The sequence below is a fragment of the Sphingomonas sp. SDUR79 genome (genome assembly GCF_056821745.1).
Genome location: NZ_JBPDIN010000001.1, coordinates 2,542,797 through 2,558,768, shown reverse-complemented (window position 1 = coordinate 2,558,768; position 15,972 = coordinate 2,542,797). Strand labels below are relative to the sequence as shown.

The window sequence follows — 15,972 nt, the reverse complement described above, 5'->3', positions numbered from 1 at the left end:
CACTGTCAGGCGGGGATCGTGAAGTTCAGGAAGTCCGGGATCGGGCCGTTCCAGCCGCCGTCATCCTTGCCGTCCGGGCCATCGTCGCGGCCCTCATAGCGCCGGTCGCTGCGGGGGCGCTCGTCGCGGCGCGCGTCGCGCGGACGGTCATCACGCGGGCGCTCGCTGCGGGGCCGCGCCTCGCGCGGGCGATCCTCGCGGGGCTGTTCGTCGCGCGGCTTGGCTTCGCGGGGCGGAGCCTCAGTCGTTGTGTCCTTCGCCGGCTTGGCCTTGCGGCCACGCGGCTTCGTTGCCTCTTCAGGCTCACCACCCGTCGGAAGCTCGCCGATCCGCTCGATCTTCTGACCCTGCAGCTTCTCGATATTCTCGATCGCCTCGGCATCCGCGCTGGTCACCAGCGTATAGGCAGTGCCGGTTGCGCCCGCGCGGCCGGTGCGGCCGATGCGGTGGACATAGTCGTCCGGGTGCCAGGGCGCATCGAAATTGAAGACGTGGCTCACCCCCTTGATGTCGAGTCCGCGTGCCGCGACGTCGGACGCGACGAGGATGTTGACGTCGCCCGCCTTGAACCGGTCGAGTTCGGCGATGCGCGACGACTGGTCCATGTCGCCGTGGATTTCTGCGGAGCGGAAGCCGTGCTTGCGCAGGCTCTTGTTGAGCTCGCGCACGGTCGTCTTGCGGTTGCAGAAGATGATCGCGGTGCGGACATCCTCGGCGCCGAGCAGGCGGCGCAACAGGTCGCGCTTCGCGAATGCGCTCGACGGAGCGGGCACGATGCGCTGGGTGATGTTGAGGTTAGTCGACGCCGGGCGCGCAACTTCGATCGTCTTGGGGTTCGACAGGAACTTGTCGGCCAGCTTCTTGATCGGCGGCGGCATCGTCGCCGAGAACAACAGGGTCTGGCGGTTCGCGGGCAGCTTGGTGCAGATTTCCTCGATATCGGGGATGAACCCCATGTCGAGCATCCGGTCAGCTTCGTCGATCACCAGCAAGTTGCAATCGTTCAGCATGATCTTGCCGCGACCGAACAGGTCCATCAGGCGGCCGGGCGTGGCGATCAGGACGTCGACGCCCTTTTCCAGCGCCTTGACCTGATCGCCCATCTGCACGCCGCCGATCAGCAGCGCCATGCTGAGCTTGTGGTAGGTGCCGTATTTCTCGAAATTCTCCGCCACCTGTGCGGCAAGTTCGCGAGTCGGCTCAAGGATCAGGCTGCGCGGCATACGCGCGCGGCTGCGACCTTCGGCCAGCACGTCGATCATGGGCAGCACGAAGCTGGCGGTTTTGCCCGTACCGGTCTGCGCGATCCCGATCAGGTCGCGCATCATCAGCACCGACGGGATCGCCTGGCGCTGGATCGGAGTAGGTTCGGAATAGCCGGCCTCTGTGACGGCCTTCAGCAATTCGTCAGAGAGGCCGAGATCGGCAAAGCTCATTCAGATGTCCGGAAAACAGGGGCGCGCCCCTTTAAATAATCTCAGGCGCTCTCAGGGAAATGGTTCGAAAAGTCAAGGTAAACGCTGATCAGCGTTCGGGCGTCAGCGTGCGGAACGACCGGATGCGGCATTCCCCGCCCGAGCGCGAGCGGAATGCGTCGCGCTTGGCGCACACCTTTCCGTCCTTGTTCGGCTTTACATAGAAGCCGGCATAAAAATCGAGCGCGGGGCATTCACTGCCCAGCTTGGCTCGCACGCGGCGTCCGCCGGACAGCACCAGATCGACGCTGTCCGACCGGATGATCGCCGCGCCGGACAGCGATTCGACCGGCACACAGTCATCGGCGCGCTTCTCGACCCAGGCGATCGGGGGCAGGGGTGCGGGTGCCGGGGCGGCGGTGCGCCGCACCGGATCGGGGCGGGGTACGCGGATCACGATATGCTGCTGGATGCGGACCTGGGCCAGCCGTGTCGGCTGCGCGGATGACGGCGACTGCTGCGGCTTGCCCTGTCCCGACGCAGCGGGGGGCAGCAAAAGTGCAGCGCACACAGACGCGATCAACGGCTTCACCATATTGTCATGCCCTATACGCGACCGGGTTGAACAGTGGATGAATTGCCCCCCGGTGTCCCGCCATGGTAGCGCGCGGCCATGATTGCGCCTGATCCCGCCGCCGCCGCGCTACATGCTTTCGTCGCAGCCGTCATAGCGCGAATCGGCCAGGATGCGGTGGTGACCGATCCCGACGCGATCGCGCCCTGGCTGACCGACTGGCGCGGGCGCTATCACGGCGCATCGGCGGTACTCCTTCAACCGCGCACGACGGCGGATGTCGCGGCGATCGTTCAGCTTGCCACAGCGCATCGCGTCCCGCTGGTGCCGCAGGGGGGCAATACATCGATGGTCGGCGGGGCGACCCCGCCCACCGATGGCACGGCGGCGATCCTCTCGCTGCGCAGGATGAACGCGATCCGGCGGGTCGATGCCGAAGCGGGGCTGGCCATTGCCGAAGCGGGCGTGATCCTGTCCGATCTGCACGACTCCGCGCTCGCGCAGGGGCGGCGCTTCCCGCTGACCTTGGGGGCAAAGGGCAGCGCCACGATCGGTGGCCTTACGTCGACCAACGCGGGCGGCACGCAGGTGCTGCGCTTTGGTACGATGCGCGCGCTGGTGCTGGGGGTCGAAGCGGTGCTGCCCGACGGCAGCATCCATGACGGCCTCGCCCCGCTCAAAAAGGACAATCGCGGCTACGACCTCAACCAGCTGCTGGTCGGGGCGGAAGGGACGCTGGGCGTCATCACCGCCGTGACGCTGAAGCTGGTTCCAGCGGTGGTGGCGCGCGCGGTCGGCTGGGTCGGAGTGGACTCGCCGCACGCAGCCCTGGACTTGCTGCGTCTGTGCGAGGCGGCGAGCGATTCGATCGAAAGCTTCGAGATCGTGCCCGCACATTCATTGGCGCTGGTGCTGGAGCATATTCCCGGCACGCGCGATCCGCTCACTGGGCCGCATCCCTGGCATGTGCTGATCGAATCGGTAGCGAGCGATGCGGCGGCCGAACCGCCGGCCCAGACGCTGGAGCTCCTGCTGGCACTGGGGCTCGATCGCGACCTGATTCGCGATGCGGTGATCGCAGCGAGCGAGGCGCAGGCTGAGGCGCTGTGGAAGCTGCGCGATTCGATTTCGGAGGCGGAGCGCGCGAGCGGTCCGGCGCTTCAGCATGACATTTCGGTCCCGGTTGCAGCGATGCCAAACTTCATGATCGACGGTGCGGCGGCGGTCGAGGCGGCGTTTCCCGGCACCAGCGCGGGCGCATTCGGCCATCTGGGTGATGGCAATGTCCATTTCCATGTCCGCGCACCCGCCGGTGCCGATCGCAGCTGGATCGACGAGAATGCGGGGCGAATCAGTCCGTTCGTCCATGATCTGGTGGTCGCGGCGGGCGGTTCGATCTCGGCGGAGCATGGCATTGGCCAGATGAAGCGCGACGAACTGGCGCGGCTGTCGTCGCCCGCGCGCATGCACGCCCTCGCCGCGATCAAGCGTGCATTCGATCCGGACAATCTGTTCAATCCGGGGAAACTGGTTACGCTTGCGCCCGCGCGCGCCGACCAATAGACCGCGCACACCTAACTCCAGGAGAATTTCATGGCGAGCGCGCCGCAAGCACAGGGTCTTCCCGTTTTCTATAACGACCTTCTCCCGCTCTCGAGCGAGATGCATGGCAATTTTCGCATCCGTCCGGCCACCACGGCGCCGTTCCTGGGCAAGCAGCACGCGGTGCCGCTGACCGTCGAGGAATTTCCGCTGGTGCAGCGTTACATGCCGATCGTGTTCTCGGCGGGTGACGAGCCGGTGCCGCTGGCGCTGATGGGCCTGAATGAAGGCGTCAACGTCTTCTTCGACGAAGACGGCAAGCCGCGCGGGACCGAGCCGATGTATATCCCGGCCTATGTCCGCCGCTATCCGTTCCTGCTCGCGAAGCTGCGCCCCGATGCCGAAGAATTGTCGCTGTGCTTCGACCCGACCACCGACACGATCGGTGCGTTCGATGAAGGCGACGCGCTGTTCGCGGACGGCAAGCCGACCGACCTGGTTCAGCAGATCCTGAAGTTCAACGAGGAATTCGAGATTGCGGGCCAGAAGACCGGCGCGTTCCTCAAGGAACTGAATGACATGGGCCTGTTGATGGATGGCGAAGTCGCGATCCAGCCGGACGGCGCGGCACAGCCCTATATCTATCGCGGTTTCCGCATGGTCGATGAGGCGAAGCTCAACGAGATGCGCGGCGACCAGCTGCGCAAGATTCAGCAGAACGGCATGCTCCCGCTGATCTACGCACATCTCTTCTCGCTCGGCCTGGTCCGCGAGATTTTCGGTCGCCAGATGGCGCTGGGCGCGGTTGCGCCGCAGGTCGCGCCGGCGGTCTGACCGGTTCCCTCCGGGGCTGCGTGTGCAGCCCCGGAGGTAAATTCGGCTGATTCCGGCCTGACATGACGGGTTTGGTCCCGTCCACATCCTCCGTTCGTCGCATTTTGAGCTGTGGCCTTGAAGCCACGGTCAAGCATTACTATACTGTGTTTAGCGCGGTTTCGTGTCCCCCCTTTCGCGGACCCGCGCGGCACGCCCTCGGGCGTGTCTCCTCCCTGAACCTTGGCCGCCCGGTGGTAACACCGGGCGGTTTTTTTATTGTGCGGCGTCGGCGAGGGGTAAGGCTTCGTCGGCGACGGCATCGATGATCGCGCGCAGCAGTTGCGCGGTGGCGTCGAGGCCCGGCCCCGGCTGGTCGCGGCGACGGTCGAGATACAGGCTGCGGTCGAACTCGAGCTGAATCGCGTGGATGTTGCGCGCCGGATCGGCATGGCGCTCCAGGACATGGCCGCCAGCATAGGGCGTGTTGACCGCGCTGCGCACCCGCGCGGCGTGCGCGACACCCTCGATCCGGGCAACGAAGCGCGCGGCACTCGCGCGGCCGAACCGGTCGCCGATCACCAGCCGCGCTGCGCCATGGGCGAGCGGCGGCATGGAGTGGATGTCGATCAGGACCGCGACCCCGAACCGTGCCCGCGCGGCCTCCAGCGCCTGCGCCAGGGCGGCGTGATAGGGCCGGTGATCCTGCTCGATCCGCGCGCGCACTTCCTCGGCGGCGAAGCGTCGGCGCCATAGCTCGACACCGCCGACGCGGCGCGGAATGAGGCCGAGCCCGCTGCGCAGTTTGAGCGACTGAGCGGCCTCAGGCACTGGCAGGGCACCCTCGTCGATGCTGTGGTCACGTTCATGCTCGGCGCGGTTGAGGTCGATCCATGCGCGCGGCCGCGTCGCAACCAGCAGGGTTTCGATCCCCCGCGCCGCCAGCGCGAGCGTATCGGCATGACGATCCTCGAGTGGAAGCAGGCTGTGCAGCGGCGCACGGAGCGCCGCGCGGAGTGCCAGCGGATAATTGCGCCCGGCGTGCGGCACCGACAGCACGACCGGCGACGCCGGACGCCCGGGCCCGTGGCAGTCAAAGGGCGGTGGCACGCTCACCTGCCCAGCCTAAGCGCCGATGCGCGGCATCGCAACGCTCGCCTGGCCGATGCGCTCGTTCAGGGGCCATGGCTGGAATTTCTTAAGGGCTTCGCGCATAACATGTGACGGGCAGGCGCGGGCATCGGCCGTGGATGAGGGGCGAATGATCAGAATCTTGTTGGCCGAGGACGATCAGGTGATGCGTGAATATCTCACGCGCGCGCTGGAAAAGTCCGGCTATGCCGTCACCGCCGTCGATCGCGGCACCGCCGCGCTGCCGCTCATCGAAACCGAACGGTTCGACCTGCTGCTCAGCGATATCGTGATGCCGGAGATGGACGGGATCGAACTGGCGCAGCGCGCCGCCGAGATCGCGCCGGACATGCGCATCATGTTCATCACCGGCTTTGCCGCCGTGACGCTGAAGGCGGGCAAGCAGGTTCCCCAGGCGCGCGTGCTGTCCAAGCCGTTCCACCTGCGCGATCTGGTGCTGGAGGTCGACCGATTGTTTGAGGCCGGGCAAATCCCCAGCAGCAATTGAAACCGGCGCTTGCATGGGGGGACGACCCCCGCTAAAGCGCCGCTTCCCGAGATTCGCCGCAAGGCGAGTGGGCGTGTAGCTCAGTGGTAGAGCACTGTGTTGACATCGCAGGGGTCGCAAGTTCAATCCTTGCCACGCCCACCATCATAAGGCCCGTTAGCGCATTGCGCTGGCGGGCCTTTTTGATTCCCTTTGCGACGAACAATGCGATGAACCGAGCAGCCTTATGCCCTGTTCGCCGGTTCTTGCCGTACGAGTGGGAAATACCAGGAGAGAGCCATGAACGAGCGTCAGCAGGACCAGACCCCGGGCGGTCAGCAGAATCAGCAGGGCAATCAGAATGTCGATCGCCAGCAGAACCAGCAGCCGCGCGAGCAGCAGGATCCGCAGAATGGCAATACGCCGGACGAGATCGACGACCAGGACGAGGGCGGTGCCGATCAGCAGCGCTGATCCAACTGTTCCGTTACCGAAAGGGGCCGCACATGCGGCCCCTTTTTTTGTGTGCAGCGCGAAACAATCGGGGCGTCATGCGTTGGCGCGGCATGCAACGTCTGTGGTTCATCACCAATCCGCACTCCGGCTCGGCAACGCAGGAGAAGTGCATCGCGCTTGAGGCCGTGTTCGAAGAGCGCGGCCTGATCCTTGCCGGACGCACCCGCTTTCCGGACGATGCCATTCCGGATGCGGCAGCGCTCGCCGCCGCCAATGTCGATACGGTGGTGTTGTTCGCGGGCGATGGCACGATCAATGCGGCGCTATGCGCGTTGGCGGATTGGGACGGCGCGTTCTTGATCCTGCCCGGGGGCACGATGAACATGCTGGCGAAGATGCTGCATGGGGACGCCGACCCGGCGGCAATCGTCCATGCGGCGCATCATGCTTCGCGGCGGGTGGCGCTGCCCTATGTCGAGGCCGGGCCGCACCGCGCCTTTGTCGGCCTGATCGTCGGTCCGGCCGCGCATTGGGGGCGGGCGCGTGAAGCAGCGCGGGCGGGTCGGATCGCGCGGTTAGCCGGCGCGTTGCGCAATGCATGGCGACGGACATTCGGCCGCGGCATCCGCCTTCGCGGTATCGCCGATATGGATCGGCGCTATCAAGCGATCTTCGTTGCGCCGACAAACGGCGCGTTGCGGGTCAACGCCATCGACGCGCGCGACTGGGGCGCGATTGCGGAGCTGGGCTGGACTTGGCTGACCGGCGACTGGGTGGCCGCCCGCGCCGTGATGCAGCGCGACGCAGCGCAGATCAAACCCTATAGCAGCCGCCCGGTGTTGGCCTTGTTCGATGGCGAGCCGGTGACACTGGCCCCGGGGACGGTGGTCCGCGCGGGTAAGACCGGACCCAGCTTTCTGGCCACCGCGTGGGAGGCGGCATGACCCGGCTGTTCCATGTCAGCGACATCCATTTCGGCGCCGAAGACCGAGCGGCGCTCGACTGGTTCGCCGATCGCGTCGCCCGGGAGCGGCCCGACGCGGTGATCGTCACCGGCGACCTGACCATGCGCGCGCGGCGAGAGGAATTTGCTGCGGCGCAGGCATGGCTGGAGGCGCTGGATCGGCCGATCACGGTCGAAGTCGGCAATCACGACCTGCCCTATTTCAACCCCTGGGCGCGGTTCGTGACGCCCTATCGCCGTTATCAGGCGCTGGAGCGGATGATCGAACGCCCGCTGGAGCTGCGCGGCGTATCGATCGTCCCGCTCAAGACCACGGCGCGCGCACAATTGCGGCTGAACTGGTCAAAGGGCTATGTCAGCGGCCGCGCGATCACGCGCACGCTGTCACAGCTTGCCGAAACCCCGGACGATCATCTTGTCCTGGTCGCCTGTCACCACCCGTTGGTCGAGGCTGGGACGCGCAGCACGTCGCATACGCGCGGCGGGCGTGCGGCGCTGGAGGCGCTGGCGCAGGCCGGGGCGCACGGCGTGCTGACCGGCCATGTCCATGATCCGTTCGACATCACCCACGGCACCGCCGCCGGCCCGGTGCGGCTGATCGGTGCAGGCACGCTGTCGGAACGGGTGCGCGACACGCGACCCTCGTTCAACGAGCTGCATGTGGCCGATGGCGCGCTGGAAACGCGCGTCAGGGAAATGGGTGCTGATCGCTGACCGCGCTCAATTTCCCGGAATCCAGCTTTCGGGGACGATGTCGGGGATCCCCTCGCTACGTTCAGGCATCTTCCAGCGGATCGCCATGGTCATCGCGCGGCATGCGGTGGCCTTGCCATCGGTCTCGGCCGGAACATAGCTGATCCCGCCGATGTGGCGGGTCACGACCCCGTCGAACAGGATCGGCGGCACCGCGATGATCGCGCGCGGCGTGCGCAGCTTGCCCGACGCATCGAGATCGAACTCCAGCGTCATTCGGCCGGTCATCTCTGCAATCAGCCCGTCGGCGGGGTAGTCGTCATTCGACATTTCGGTGCTGCGCAGTCGTGGTGCGACGGGCTGCACCGCGCACAGGTCACGCGGCAGCCCGGTTTCGCGGATGCGCGCCGCAAGCGTGCCGTCTGCTGCGGTGCGTGCAGCGCTGACGCGGGCCAGCCGCATCGCGGCGATACGGGGGTCGGTGGCGGGCAGGGTCTTGCCGACGCGTGCGATCAGATCCGCGCGCATGGCATCAAGCTGCGCCGGCTCTACGTTATCGGCAGCACGGGCCAGGGTCGTGTAGGCGGTAGATGGATCGACGGCAGCAATATAGGCGCGAAAGGAATCGGCCATGATCCGTGTCGATTCCCCGCGCGAGGACGCGGTCACGGCCCGGGCGAATGCAGCGAAGTAGTTCGCGTCGCGGGGCATGAAGGCCGCAGTGTCGCCCGCAGCCGCGAGCACCCGGTCGAGCCGGTTGCTCAGATCGACCAGACGGGTAGGCGCGATATCTCCCGCTTCCATGAGGCGCACCTGGCTCAAGGTGATCAGGCGCAGGAGCGAGCCGAGCAGCAATGGACTGTCGGCGCCGTACCGGGCAGTCATCGCATCGACTTCTCGCGAAGCAGCGTTCAGCCGGTCCTCGTCGGTTCCGCCGTACCCAAAGCGCGGGAACAGACCGCGCTGTGCCATGAAGGTCGCCGCCGGGTCGCGGCTCGCCGTGCGCGCGGTTGCTTCATACGCGGGACTGACGCGGCAGCGCAGCCGCGCAATGGTCGCGGCGGTGTTCAGTTCGCCGCTCGACATCACCTCTGCGCCATTCACTCCGGACAGAAAATGGGGAACCATCCCGGGGCGGCTGGCAGCGATCGCCGAAATGCGCGTCGCGCCACTCAGGCTGTCGCGATGCAATGCCACAGTGATGTGATCGGCCGGGGTCACCGCAGTGCCACATGGGGGCAGGATGGCCGACAGCTGTTTCGAAATGGCGCTGATGTCGGGTTCGGTTCGCGTTGCCGCGGCCATCATCGCCAGCGCGCCGGCGCGACTGCCTGCCTGTTCCTCGACCATGGCCATCAGTGCGGCCGCGCGGGCAGGCGCCGATGCGGCAACCGGAGCGGCGGTCGCGCTCATCCAGGCGTGACGCACCTTGATCGGGGCGGAGGGGGACCCGGTGAGCAGCGCCGCGCGTGCGTCGAGGAGCGCCCAGTCCCATTCGGCACGGGGATCGTCGGCGCGGACGGCGGCTATGCCGGACAGTGCAGCTGCCGCGGCCGCCGGATCGGTAACAAGCAGCGCGTCGATTCGCAGGCGCTGTGCCGCGCCGCGTGCGGTCGAATCGGAGAGGTCGCGTAACGCAGTATCGATCAGCGGCAGCGCGGCCTGTGCCTCACCGATCAGCACCAGCGCCCGCGCCCGGTCGAGTGCCAGACCGGCACGCGCCTGCGCCGTATCGCCGGTGGCGTCGGCCGCCTCCAGCCACGGCAACGCGGCGCGTGACTGTCCGGCAGCGAGCAGAAAACGCCCGATCCGATGATTGAGAAATGGATCGGGGACGGGCTTGTCCCCGGCGGGCATCCGCGCGGCAATGAGGCGATCGAGACTCGTGGCCGCGGCCGACAGGTCGTGTGCAGCCAGCTCCCGCTCGAACGCCTGCTCGGGCGTCGCTTCAGGACCCTGCGCTTGCGCTGCGGTGGGCATTGCAACCGCCAGCGCCGCCCCGAGTGTGATACAGATTCCGATCCGCATGCATGCCTCCCCGCCCTGCAACGTGAAAGGGCCGCTCCGAACGGGGCGGCCCTCTCGATGTTCGTGAATTACCGTGCCCCCATCAGAAGCGGAACGTAACCGATCCACGATAAGTCTGGGCCGACAGGTCGGAGCGCAGGAACGTCGAGTCGGCCGAGACCGACAGATCGACTGCGCCAGTGCGGAAGGTCAGACCACCCGACACTTCGCCCCAGTCCTTGTCCTGCCCGTTGAGCGCGAATGCGACGTTCGCACCGGTCCCGCCGACCAGGTTCGCACCCACGGTGGCCGGACGATCGCCGAACTCATGGACATAGGTCGCGGTGATGAACGGACGCAGGCCGTCCGACTTGCCCGCCACCGTCAGGCCGGCGCGACCCTGGTAGCTTTCATAGTCGTTGCGATCGATGTCGAGCGCCATCGGCCCGCCCGATTCCTGCGCGCTGCCGAAATCGATCCAGGTGGTGCGCCCGGCGATTCGCGGGGCGATCTCGATCGCATCGGTGCCCAGGTCGAAGCCAAGCCCGATTTCGGTCCCGACGATCATCGCATTGTCGCGGGTGCGCAGCGTATAGTTGGTGCCGAGGAAGCCGGCTGTCCGCTGGGTGCGGACGCCGATCGCACCGGCGGTGACCTGACCGTCGAGCGTGACGCTGCCAAAGCTCTTCTTGGCATAGAGCGTCCCCTGAACCGCCTCGCCCTTCGCGCTCTGGCCACCGAACGACGTGGTGCCGTCGGTATCGGTGTAGGTGAAGGCAAAGCCGATCAGGCTGGTGTCGCCGAGCGAGGCTTCCAGGCCCGCGCCGACATACCAGCCATTATAGCTGTCACGCCCGCCCATGCCGCTCATCGCCGCGCCGTCGCCGTTGAGATAGCCGCCCGAGATGAAGCCGCTCATCGTTTCGGGCAGCGCGCCTTCCTGCACCACCGGCGTCGCGGCATCGCTGCGCACCGGAGCTGCGCCCATGGCGGGCATCAGGTTGAGCGCGGCGACCTGCACCGGGCGACCATAATGCGCCAGCGAGCCGCCGAGATTGGCAGGATCGAGGCCATTGAGGCGGTTGCGGATGAAGGTGGAGTTGGCGTCGGTGGTGGCGATGCCAAGCGTCTGCGCGGTCGTCTCCGAGGCTGGCGCCCAGCTGCCGAGCGTGCTGATGATCGTCGAGGCATTCTGCAGGTCGAGCGGGCCATAGAGGCCGTCGAACTTTGCCTGCTGGCTGCGGTTCTGATCGAGCAGGCGCGCCCAGGTCGATCCGATGACGTTCGACGCCGGAACGACGCTGGCATAGGTTCCTGCCGCAACGTTCAGCACGACCGAATTGGTCGAATAGGTCAGCGTCGGGGTCAGGATCGCGCTGATCGCCGCCGGGGTATTGAACGTGCCGACGACACCGCCTGCTGCGGTCAGGATGGTGTAGCTGTTGCCGGCGCGCAGCGTTGCCGCCGAAAAGCTGATCTGAAGATTGCCGCCGAGATTGGCCTGGTTGCCCGCGCCCGCGACAACGATCCGGTCCGACGTGCCGTTGGCGCCAAGATCGACCAGATAGCCCGATCCAGACGACAGCACGAGCCCGCCGTTGAAGGTCAGCGTGCCAGTGGTGCCGATCGTCCCCGGCGCGAAGCTGCCCAGCACGCTCGTCGTGAAGGGCGCATTGACCTGACCCGATCCGGTCAGCATGCCCGACAGGATCAGATAGTCGCCCGACGATGCCAGCGTGCCGTTGTTCAGGATCGTGCCGGTATTCTGGCGGATCTCCGTGAGGCTGGTCAGCGATGCGCCGCTGGCGATGGTCAGCTGCGAAGTTGCGCCCATGATCGAGAAGCGATCGACGGTAACAGTCGAGTTGAGCGTGATCACACCGGTGTTGCGCAGCGTCACGTCATAATAGCGGCCGATCGCGCCGGTGGTGCGGACGCCATCGACATTGTTCGGCACGAACCCGGTCGCGCCGGGCAGTCCGTTGGCGAGCGTCGGCGCAGGTGCCACGGTGTCGGAATAGCCGGGGATCGCCTGCGGCACACTCGGATCCGCTGCGACATCGGCATCGCCCGCCACGTTGGCGATCGCCGGCGCGCTCGAATCGGATGCACTGGTCGGTGCATTGGTCGTGAACGCACCGGTGGCGAGATTGTAGCATTCGAAGATCGGGGTGGGCGATGTATTCGGCGACTGGAAGCACATCTCGCCGAATTCCGGGCCATTGCCCGAATTGGCGCCGCCCAGATTGGTCGGCAGCCCGTTGACCAACTGGCCATTGGTGATGACGCGATACGCCGGGTCGAGCTCGGTCACCCACGCCGCGCCGTCCTCCCAGTTACGGTTGCCGGCGACAGCGGTCACGTAACGATAGGGGTTGTTGGCGACGATCCAGTCCCAATAGAGGAACAGCGGCTGATAGAAGCTCTGCGTGCCGTAGCTGCCGCCGGGCTGACCGCCGAAGAAGGTCGAACCGCCCGACAGCACGCCGATCACGACCGGGGTCGAGAAGGCACGGTCGAGGATCAGCGGGCCGCCCGAATCGCCCGGGCCGGTCAAGCCTTCGCGGGGCAGCGCATCGTCGCGGAAGCCATTGAAGTCGCGCGGATTCGCCGTCGCCGTGCCACGCGCGGGATCGTCGAAATCGAGGAAATAGAGCTGTTGCGGACGCGAAGGCGACCCGGACGTGCCGAACAGGAACTCGTTGCGGGTGTTGATCGACACCAGCGCGCCCAGCATGTTTTCCGCCGCCCGGCGGCGGAAATTGCCGCCGCTCGATGCGCCGGTGGTGCCGTTGCCGAAGCTGCCATAGCCGCCGATGTTCACGTGATAGCCGGTACCGTTGACCGGATCGATCGAACCGGGCGTAGGCAGGGGCGAGAACAAGAGCGCCCAGGTCGGGACGCCTGCTGCAGGGGTGTCGAGTACGGCGGTCGCAACGTCCGCTTCCAGGAAGCAGGACGTTGCCGAGGTGCAGGACGCGGCATTCAGCGAACGCGGATCGTAGAACACCTGGCTGATGTTGTAGAAATGCTGCGTCGTGTTGCTCTGGAACCGGCCCGCACCGCCCGTGCCGCCAAGCAGCCAGCGCACGAGTTCGTCGGTCTGGCCGACGCCATTGGCGCGGGTATTGGTTTCGAAGCCGACGCCGGCACCGACGCCGCCGGAATTGGCGCCATAAGCGGTTGCCGCGCGGGTGTTGACGCAGTGGGCGGCGAAGATGATCGTGCGCGGGTTGATCAGCGTGCCGGTGCAGGTGCCGATGAAACCACCGCCCGCATCGGTGATGATCTGGCCGATGCCGGTGATGTTGACCGGGTCATAGGCCTGGACCGGGGTGAAGCCGTTGTTGATCGTGATATCGGGCGTCTCGACGACATCGTCGGGCGAGACAAAGCCGGTGCCGGTCGGAGTCACCACGCCAAGCGCTGGGCCGGTATGCGGGGTTTCGACCGACCCGGTCGGCGCGCCACTGTGCGGCACCAGCGTGCTTGCGGTAAGGTCCAGCGGCCCGCGCGGGGCTGGCGCGTCATTCGCAAATGCCGGCGTAGCGATCGCCGAAAGGCCCAGCCCCGCTGCGGAAAGCAGCAGCGACGCGCGCGTAATGCGTGCAAAATTCATGATATCCCCCAATTATTTGCGTGCTGCGAGTTGGCGCACGGTCATGGGGATGAGGCTATTGCAGTTTTGTGGCGCGTCAAGAGCCGCGGATCGGCAGCGGCGCGTTGCGGGTTCTACGATGCGCCGAAGCAACACATTGGCGAAACGAAAAAGGGCGGCCCGTGCGGACCGCCCTTTCGCATGTCGAAGATCGAGCCCGAAGGTCGATCAGCGCTTCGAGAACTGGAAGCTGCGGCGGGCCTTCGCCTTGCCGTACTTCTTGCGCTCGACGGCGCGCGGGTCGCGGGTCAGGAACCCGGCCGCCTTGACCGGTGCGCGCAGCACCGGCTCATATTTGGTCAGCGCCTGGGCGATGCCGTGCTTGACCGCGCCGGCCTGACCCGACAGGCCACCGCCCTTGACGGTGCAGATGACGTCATACTGGCCGTCACGCTCGGCGACGCCGAACGGCTGGTTGATGACGAGACGCAGCGTCGGACGCGCGAAATAGATTTCCTGATCGCGGCCGTTGATCGTGATCTTGCCCGAACCGGGCTTCAGCCACACGCGGGCAACGGCGTCCTTGCGACGGCCGGTCGCATAGGCGCGACCGAGCTTGTCGATTTCTTGCTGACGCAGCGGCATGGTCGAAACCGCGGGGGTCGCAACGCCGGCTTCAGTGGCTTCGGCAACGGGCGCGCCGTCGGCGATCGCACCCAGATCGGAAAGGGACTGGCGATTGTCGGACATTATGCGCCCACCTTGTTCTTGCGGCTCATGCCGGCGATGTCGAGGACCTCGGGGTTCTGCGCCTCATGCGGATGCTCGGCGCCCTTGTAGATGCGCAGGTTGCGCATCTGCTGACGGCCCAGGGGACCGCGCGGGATCATGCGCTCGACCGCCTTTTCCAGAACGCGCTCGGGGAAACGACCCTCGAGCACCTTCTGTGCGGTGATTTCCTTGATGCCGCCAGCGTAGCCGGTGTGCTTGTAGTACACCTTGTCCGCCAGCTTCTTGCCGGTGAAACGCACCTTGTCGGCGTTGATCACGATGACATTGTCACCGCAATCGACGTGCGGGGTGAAGCTCGTCTTGTGCTTGCCGCGCAGGACGTTGGCGATGACGACCGCGGCGCGACCGACGACCAGATTCTCGGCATCGACGATATGCCACTTCTTCTCCACCTCGGCCGGCTTTACCGACTTGGTGGTCTTCATGAGCGCCTTCATGGGGCCAGACCTCTTGGGTTTAAATGAATGACGCCGCCCCTTGCCAAACTGGCGCAGGACGGCGCGAACGGCGGCCAATTGACGAAATGGGAGGCAAAAGTCAAGCAAATGGCGGGATTGCTGACGGGTATCTGAGTACCGTCAGCGTTGTAGCCATTCGACGATGGTGCGGTCGCGCGGCTTGCCGTCGACCGATACGACGACTTCGACCCGATGCGGCAAGCCGGTTGCAAGGTCGAGCAGGACGTCGGTCGCCTGGACCGCACGCATCTGTTCGGCCTGTGCCAGCGACTGCGCGAAGCGCGCCTTGGCGGCGGCGTCGCCATTGGCGCCCATCGCGCCCAGCTTTTCCAGCGTGCTCCGCATCGCGGCGCCATCGAATTCGGAGCGTAGCGTGATGCGGGCGCGTCCCGGCTCCAGCGCGGTCAGCTCGATCGTCGAATAGCGTTCGATACTGGTGCCGAGCATGGCGACTGGAACCATCTCGCTGCCGCTGACCGGCTGGCCAAGCGTCAGCCCGTAATCCCCCCAACCAAAGATCGGCGCGATGTTCTTGAGGATGATGTCGGCACCGCTTTGTGCGTCGAGCCGGGCGAACATCGCGCGCGTCGATCCCAGCACAGCGTCGATCTGCTTCTTGTCCGCGCCGCTCGCCGCGACGATCAGCGGCCGACTGGCGTCGATCGACTTGAGCAGGCGGGATTGCTGGGTCGGCCAATCGCGGGTGCGCACGACGGTGCCGTCGGCATCGAGATCGAAGGCGAGCGGCGTTCCGGTGAATGGCTGGATCATCGGGAGGAGCAGCGGGTGGCGCATCGCTGCCGGGATCGACGATGCGTCCATCCGCCAATGGGCGACAAAGGCGTCGCCGCCCCGTTCGAACCGCACTTCCTCGACCCAACTGTGCGTTTCGCCGCGCTTGGTGACGGTCAATCGGAATCGGTGGATGATGCCGAGCGGCGGGGCGAAGCGCGTTTCTGTGCGCTGTACGGGGGCGGCCTCCGCGCCGCCCGCCGCGATCGGCTGTGCCGCTGCCACATCGGTCATACTGGCCGCAGCCAGG

At 66.3% G+C, this 15,972-nt stretch carries 14 protein-coding genes and 1 tRNA gene; 7 read left to right on the top strand and 8 right to left on the bottom strand.

Annotated features, from left to right (window positions below; genetic code table 11):
• Positions 1 to 5: 5 nt before the first annotated feature.
• Entirely contained in the window at positions 6 to 1,436 is a 1,431-nt protein-coding gene (locus tag ACRYLO_RS12710; protein WP_482660493.1) for a DEAD/DEAH box helicase, read from the bottom strand.
• 88 nt (positions 1,437 to 1,524) lie between these two features.
• Complete coding sequence (locus tag ACRYLO_RS12705; RefSeq protein WP_482660492.1) at positions 1,525 to 1,986, bottom strand: hypothetical protein; 462 nt, start codon at positions 1,984 to 1,986, stop codon at positions 1,525 to 1,527.
• A 102-nt stretch (positions 1,987 to 2,088) separates the two neighbouring features.
• Between ACRYLO_RS12705 and ACRYLO_RS12700 the strand changes: the two genes are divergently transcribed.
• On the top strand, positions 2,089 to 3,552 hold the full coding sequence (locus tag ACRYLO_RS12700; RefSeq protein ID WP_482660491.1) for an FAD-binding oxidoreductase: 1,464 nt from the start codon (positions 2,089 to 2,091) through the stop codon (positions 3,550 to 3,552).
• A 30-nt stretch (positions 3,553 to 3,582) separates the two neighbouring features.
• Positions 3,583 to 4,365 carry a SapC family protein gene (locus ACRYLO_RS12695; RefSeq protein WP_294018655.1) on the top strand — a complete coding sequence of 261 codons (783 nt, stop codon included), beginning with the start codon at positions 3,583 to 3,585 and terminating at the stop codon, positions 4,363 to 4,365.
• A 255-nt stretch (positions 4,366 to 4,620) separates the two neighbouring features.
• On the opposite strand, the gene ACRYLO_RS12690 is transcribed toward ACRYLO_RS12695, so the two are convergent.
• Positions 4,621 to 5,460, bottom strand: coding sequence for an N-formylglutamate amidohydrolase (locus tag ACRYLO_RS12690; protein WP_482660490.1), 840 nt, complete (start codon positions 5,458 to 5,460; stop codon positions 4,621 to 4,623).
• Positions 5,461 to 5,605: 145 nt separating this feature from the next.
• Between ACRYLO_RS12690 and cpdR the strand changes: the two genes are divergently transcribed.
• The 5 genes from cpdR to ACRYLO_RS12665 all read left to right on the top strand — a co-directional run bounded on the left by cpdR (position 5,606) and on the right by ACRYLO_RS12665 (position 8,096).
• On the top strand, positions 5,606 to 5,983 hold the full coding sequence (gene cpdR / locus ACRYLO_RS12685; RefSeq protein WP_482660489.1) for a cell cycle two-component system response regulator CpdR: 378 nt from the start codon (positions 5,606 to 5,608) through the stop codon (positions 5,981 to 5,983).
• 69 nt (positions 5,984 to 6,052) lie between these two features.
• A tRNA-Val gene (locus ACRYLO_RS12680) sits at positions 6,053 to 6,127 on the top strand.
• Between the two features lie 135 nt (positions 6,128 to 6,262).
• On the top strand, positions 6,263 to 6,436 hold the full coding sequence (locus tag ACRYLO_RS12675) for a hypothetical protein (RefSeq protein ID WP_482660488.1): 174 nt from the start codon (positions 6,263 to 6,265) through the stop codon (positions 6,434 to 6,436).
• A gap of 77 nt (positions 6,437 to 6,513) precedes the next feature.
• On the top strand, positions 6,514 to 7,362 hold the full coding sequence (locus ACRYLO_RS12670) for a diacylglycerol/lipid kinase family protein (RefSeq protein WP_482660487.1): 849 nt from the start codon (positions 6,514 to 6,516) through the stop codon (positions 7,360 to 7,362).
• Complete coding sequence (locus tag ACRYLO_RS12665; RefSeq protein WP_482660486.1) at positions 7,359 to 8,096, top strand: metallophosphoesterase family protein; 738 nt, start codon at positions 7,359 to 7,361, stop codon at positions 8,094 to 8,096. Before ACRYLO_RS12670 ends, ACRYLO_RS12665 begins: the two co-directional genes overlap by 4 nt.
• Before the next feature lie 6 nt (positions 8,097 to 8,102).
• Here ACRYLO_RS12665 and ACRYLO_RS12660 read toward each other — a convergent pair whose 3' ends face one another.
• From ACRYLO_RS12660 to ACRYLO_RS12640, 5 genes are all read right to left on the bottom strand, one after another.
• Positions 8,103 to 10,103 (bottom strand): hypothetical protein, encoded by a 2,001-nt coding sequence (locus ACRYLO_RS12660; protein ID WP_482660485.1) that lies wholly within the window; start codon positions 10,101 to 10,103, stop codon positions 8,103 to 8,105.
• An 82-nt stretch (positions 10,104 to 10,185) separates the two neighbouring features.
• Complete coding sequence (locus ACRYLO_RS12655; protein ID WP_482660484.1) at positions 10,186 to 13,701, bottom strand: autotransporter domain-containing protein; 3,516 nt, start codon at positions 13,699 to 13,701, stop codon at positions 10,186 to 10,188.
• A 207-nt stretch (positions 13,702 to 13,908) separates the two neighbouring features.
• Positions 13,909 to 14,430 (bottom strand): 30S ribosomal protein S9, encoded by a 522-nt coding sequence (gene rpsI, locus ACRYLO_RS12650; protein ID WP_482660483.1) that lies wholly within the window; start codon positions 14,428 to 14,430, stop codon positions 13,909 to 13,911.
• Positions 14,430 to 14,909, bottom strand: coding sequence for a 50S ribosomal protein L13 (gene rplM / locus ACRYLO_RS12645; protein WP_482660482.1), 480 nt, complete (start codon positions 14,907 to 14,909; stop codon positions 14,430 to 14,432). Before rplM ends, rpsI begins: the two co-directional genes overlap by 1 nt.
• Before the next feature lie 141 nt (positions 14,910 to 15,050).
• Positions 15,051 to 15,956 carry a hypothetical protein gene (locus ACRYLO_RS12640; RefSeq protein ID WP_482660481.1) on the bottom strand — a complete coding sequence of 302 codons (906 nt, stop codon included), beginning with the start codon at positions 15,954 to 15,956 and terminating at the stop codon, positions 15,051 to 15,053.
• Positions 15,957 to 15,972: the final 16 nt, after the last annotated feature.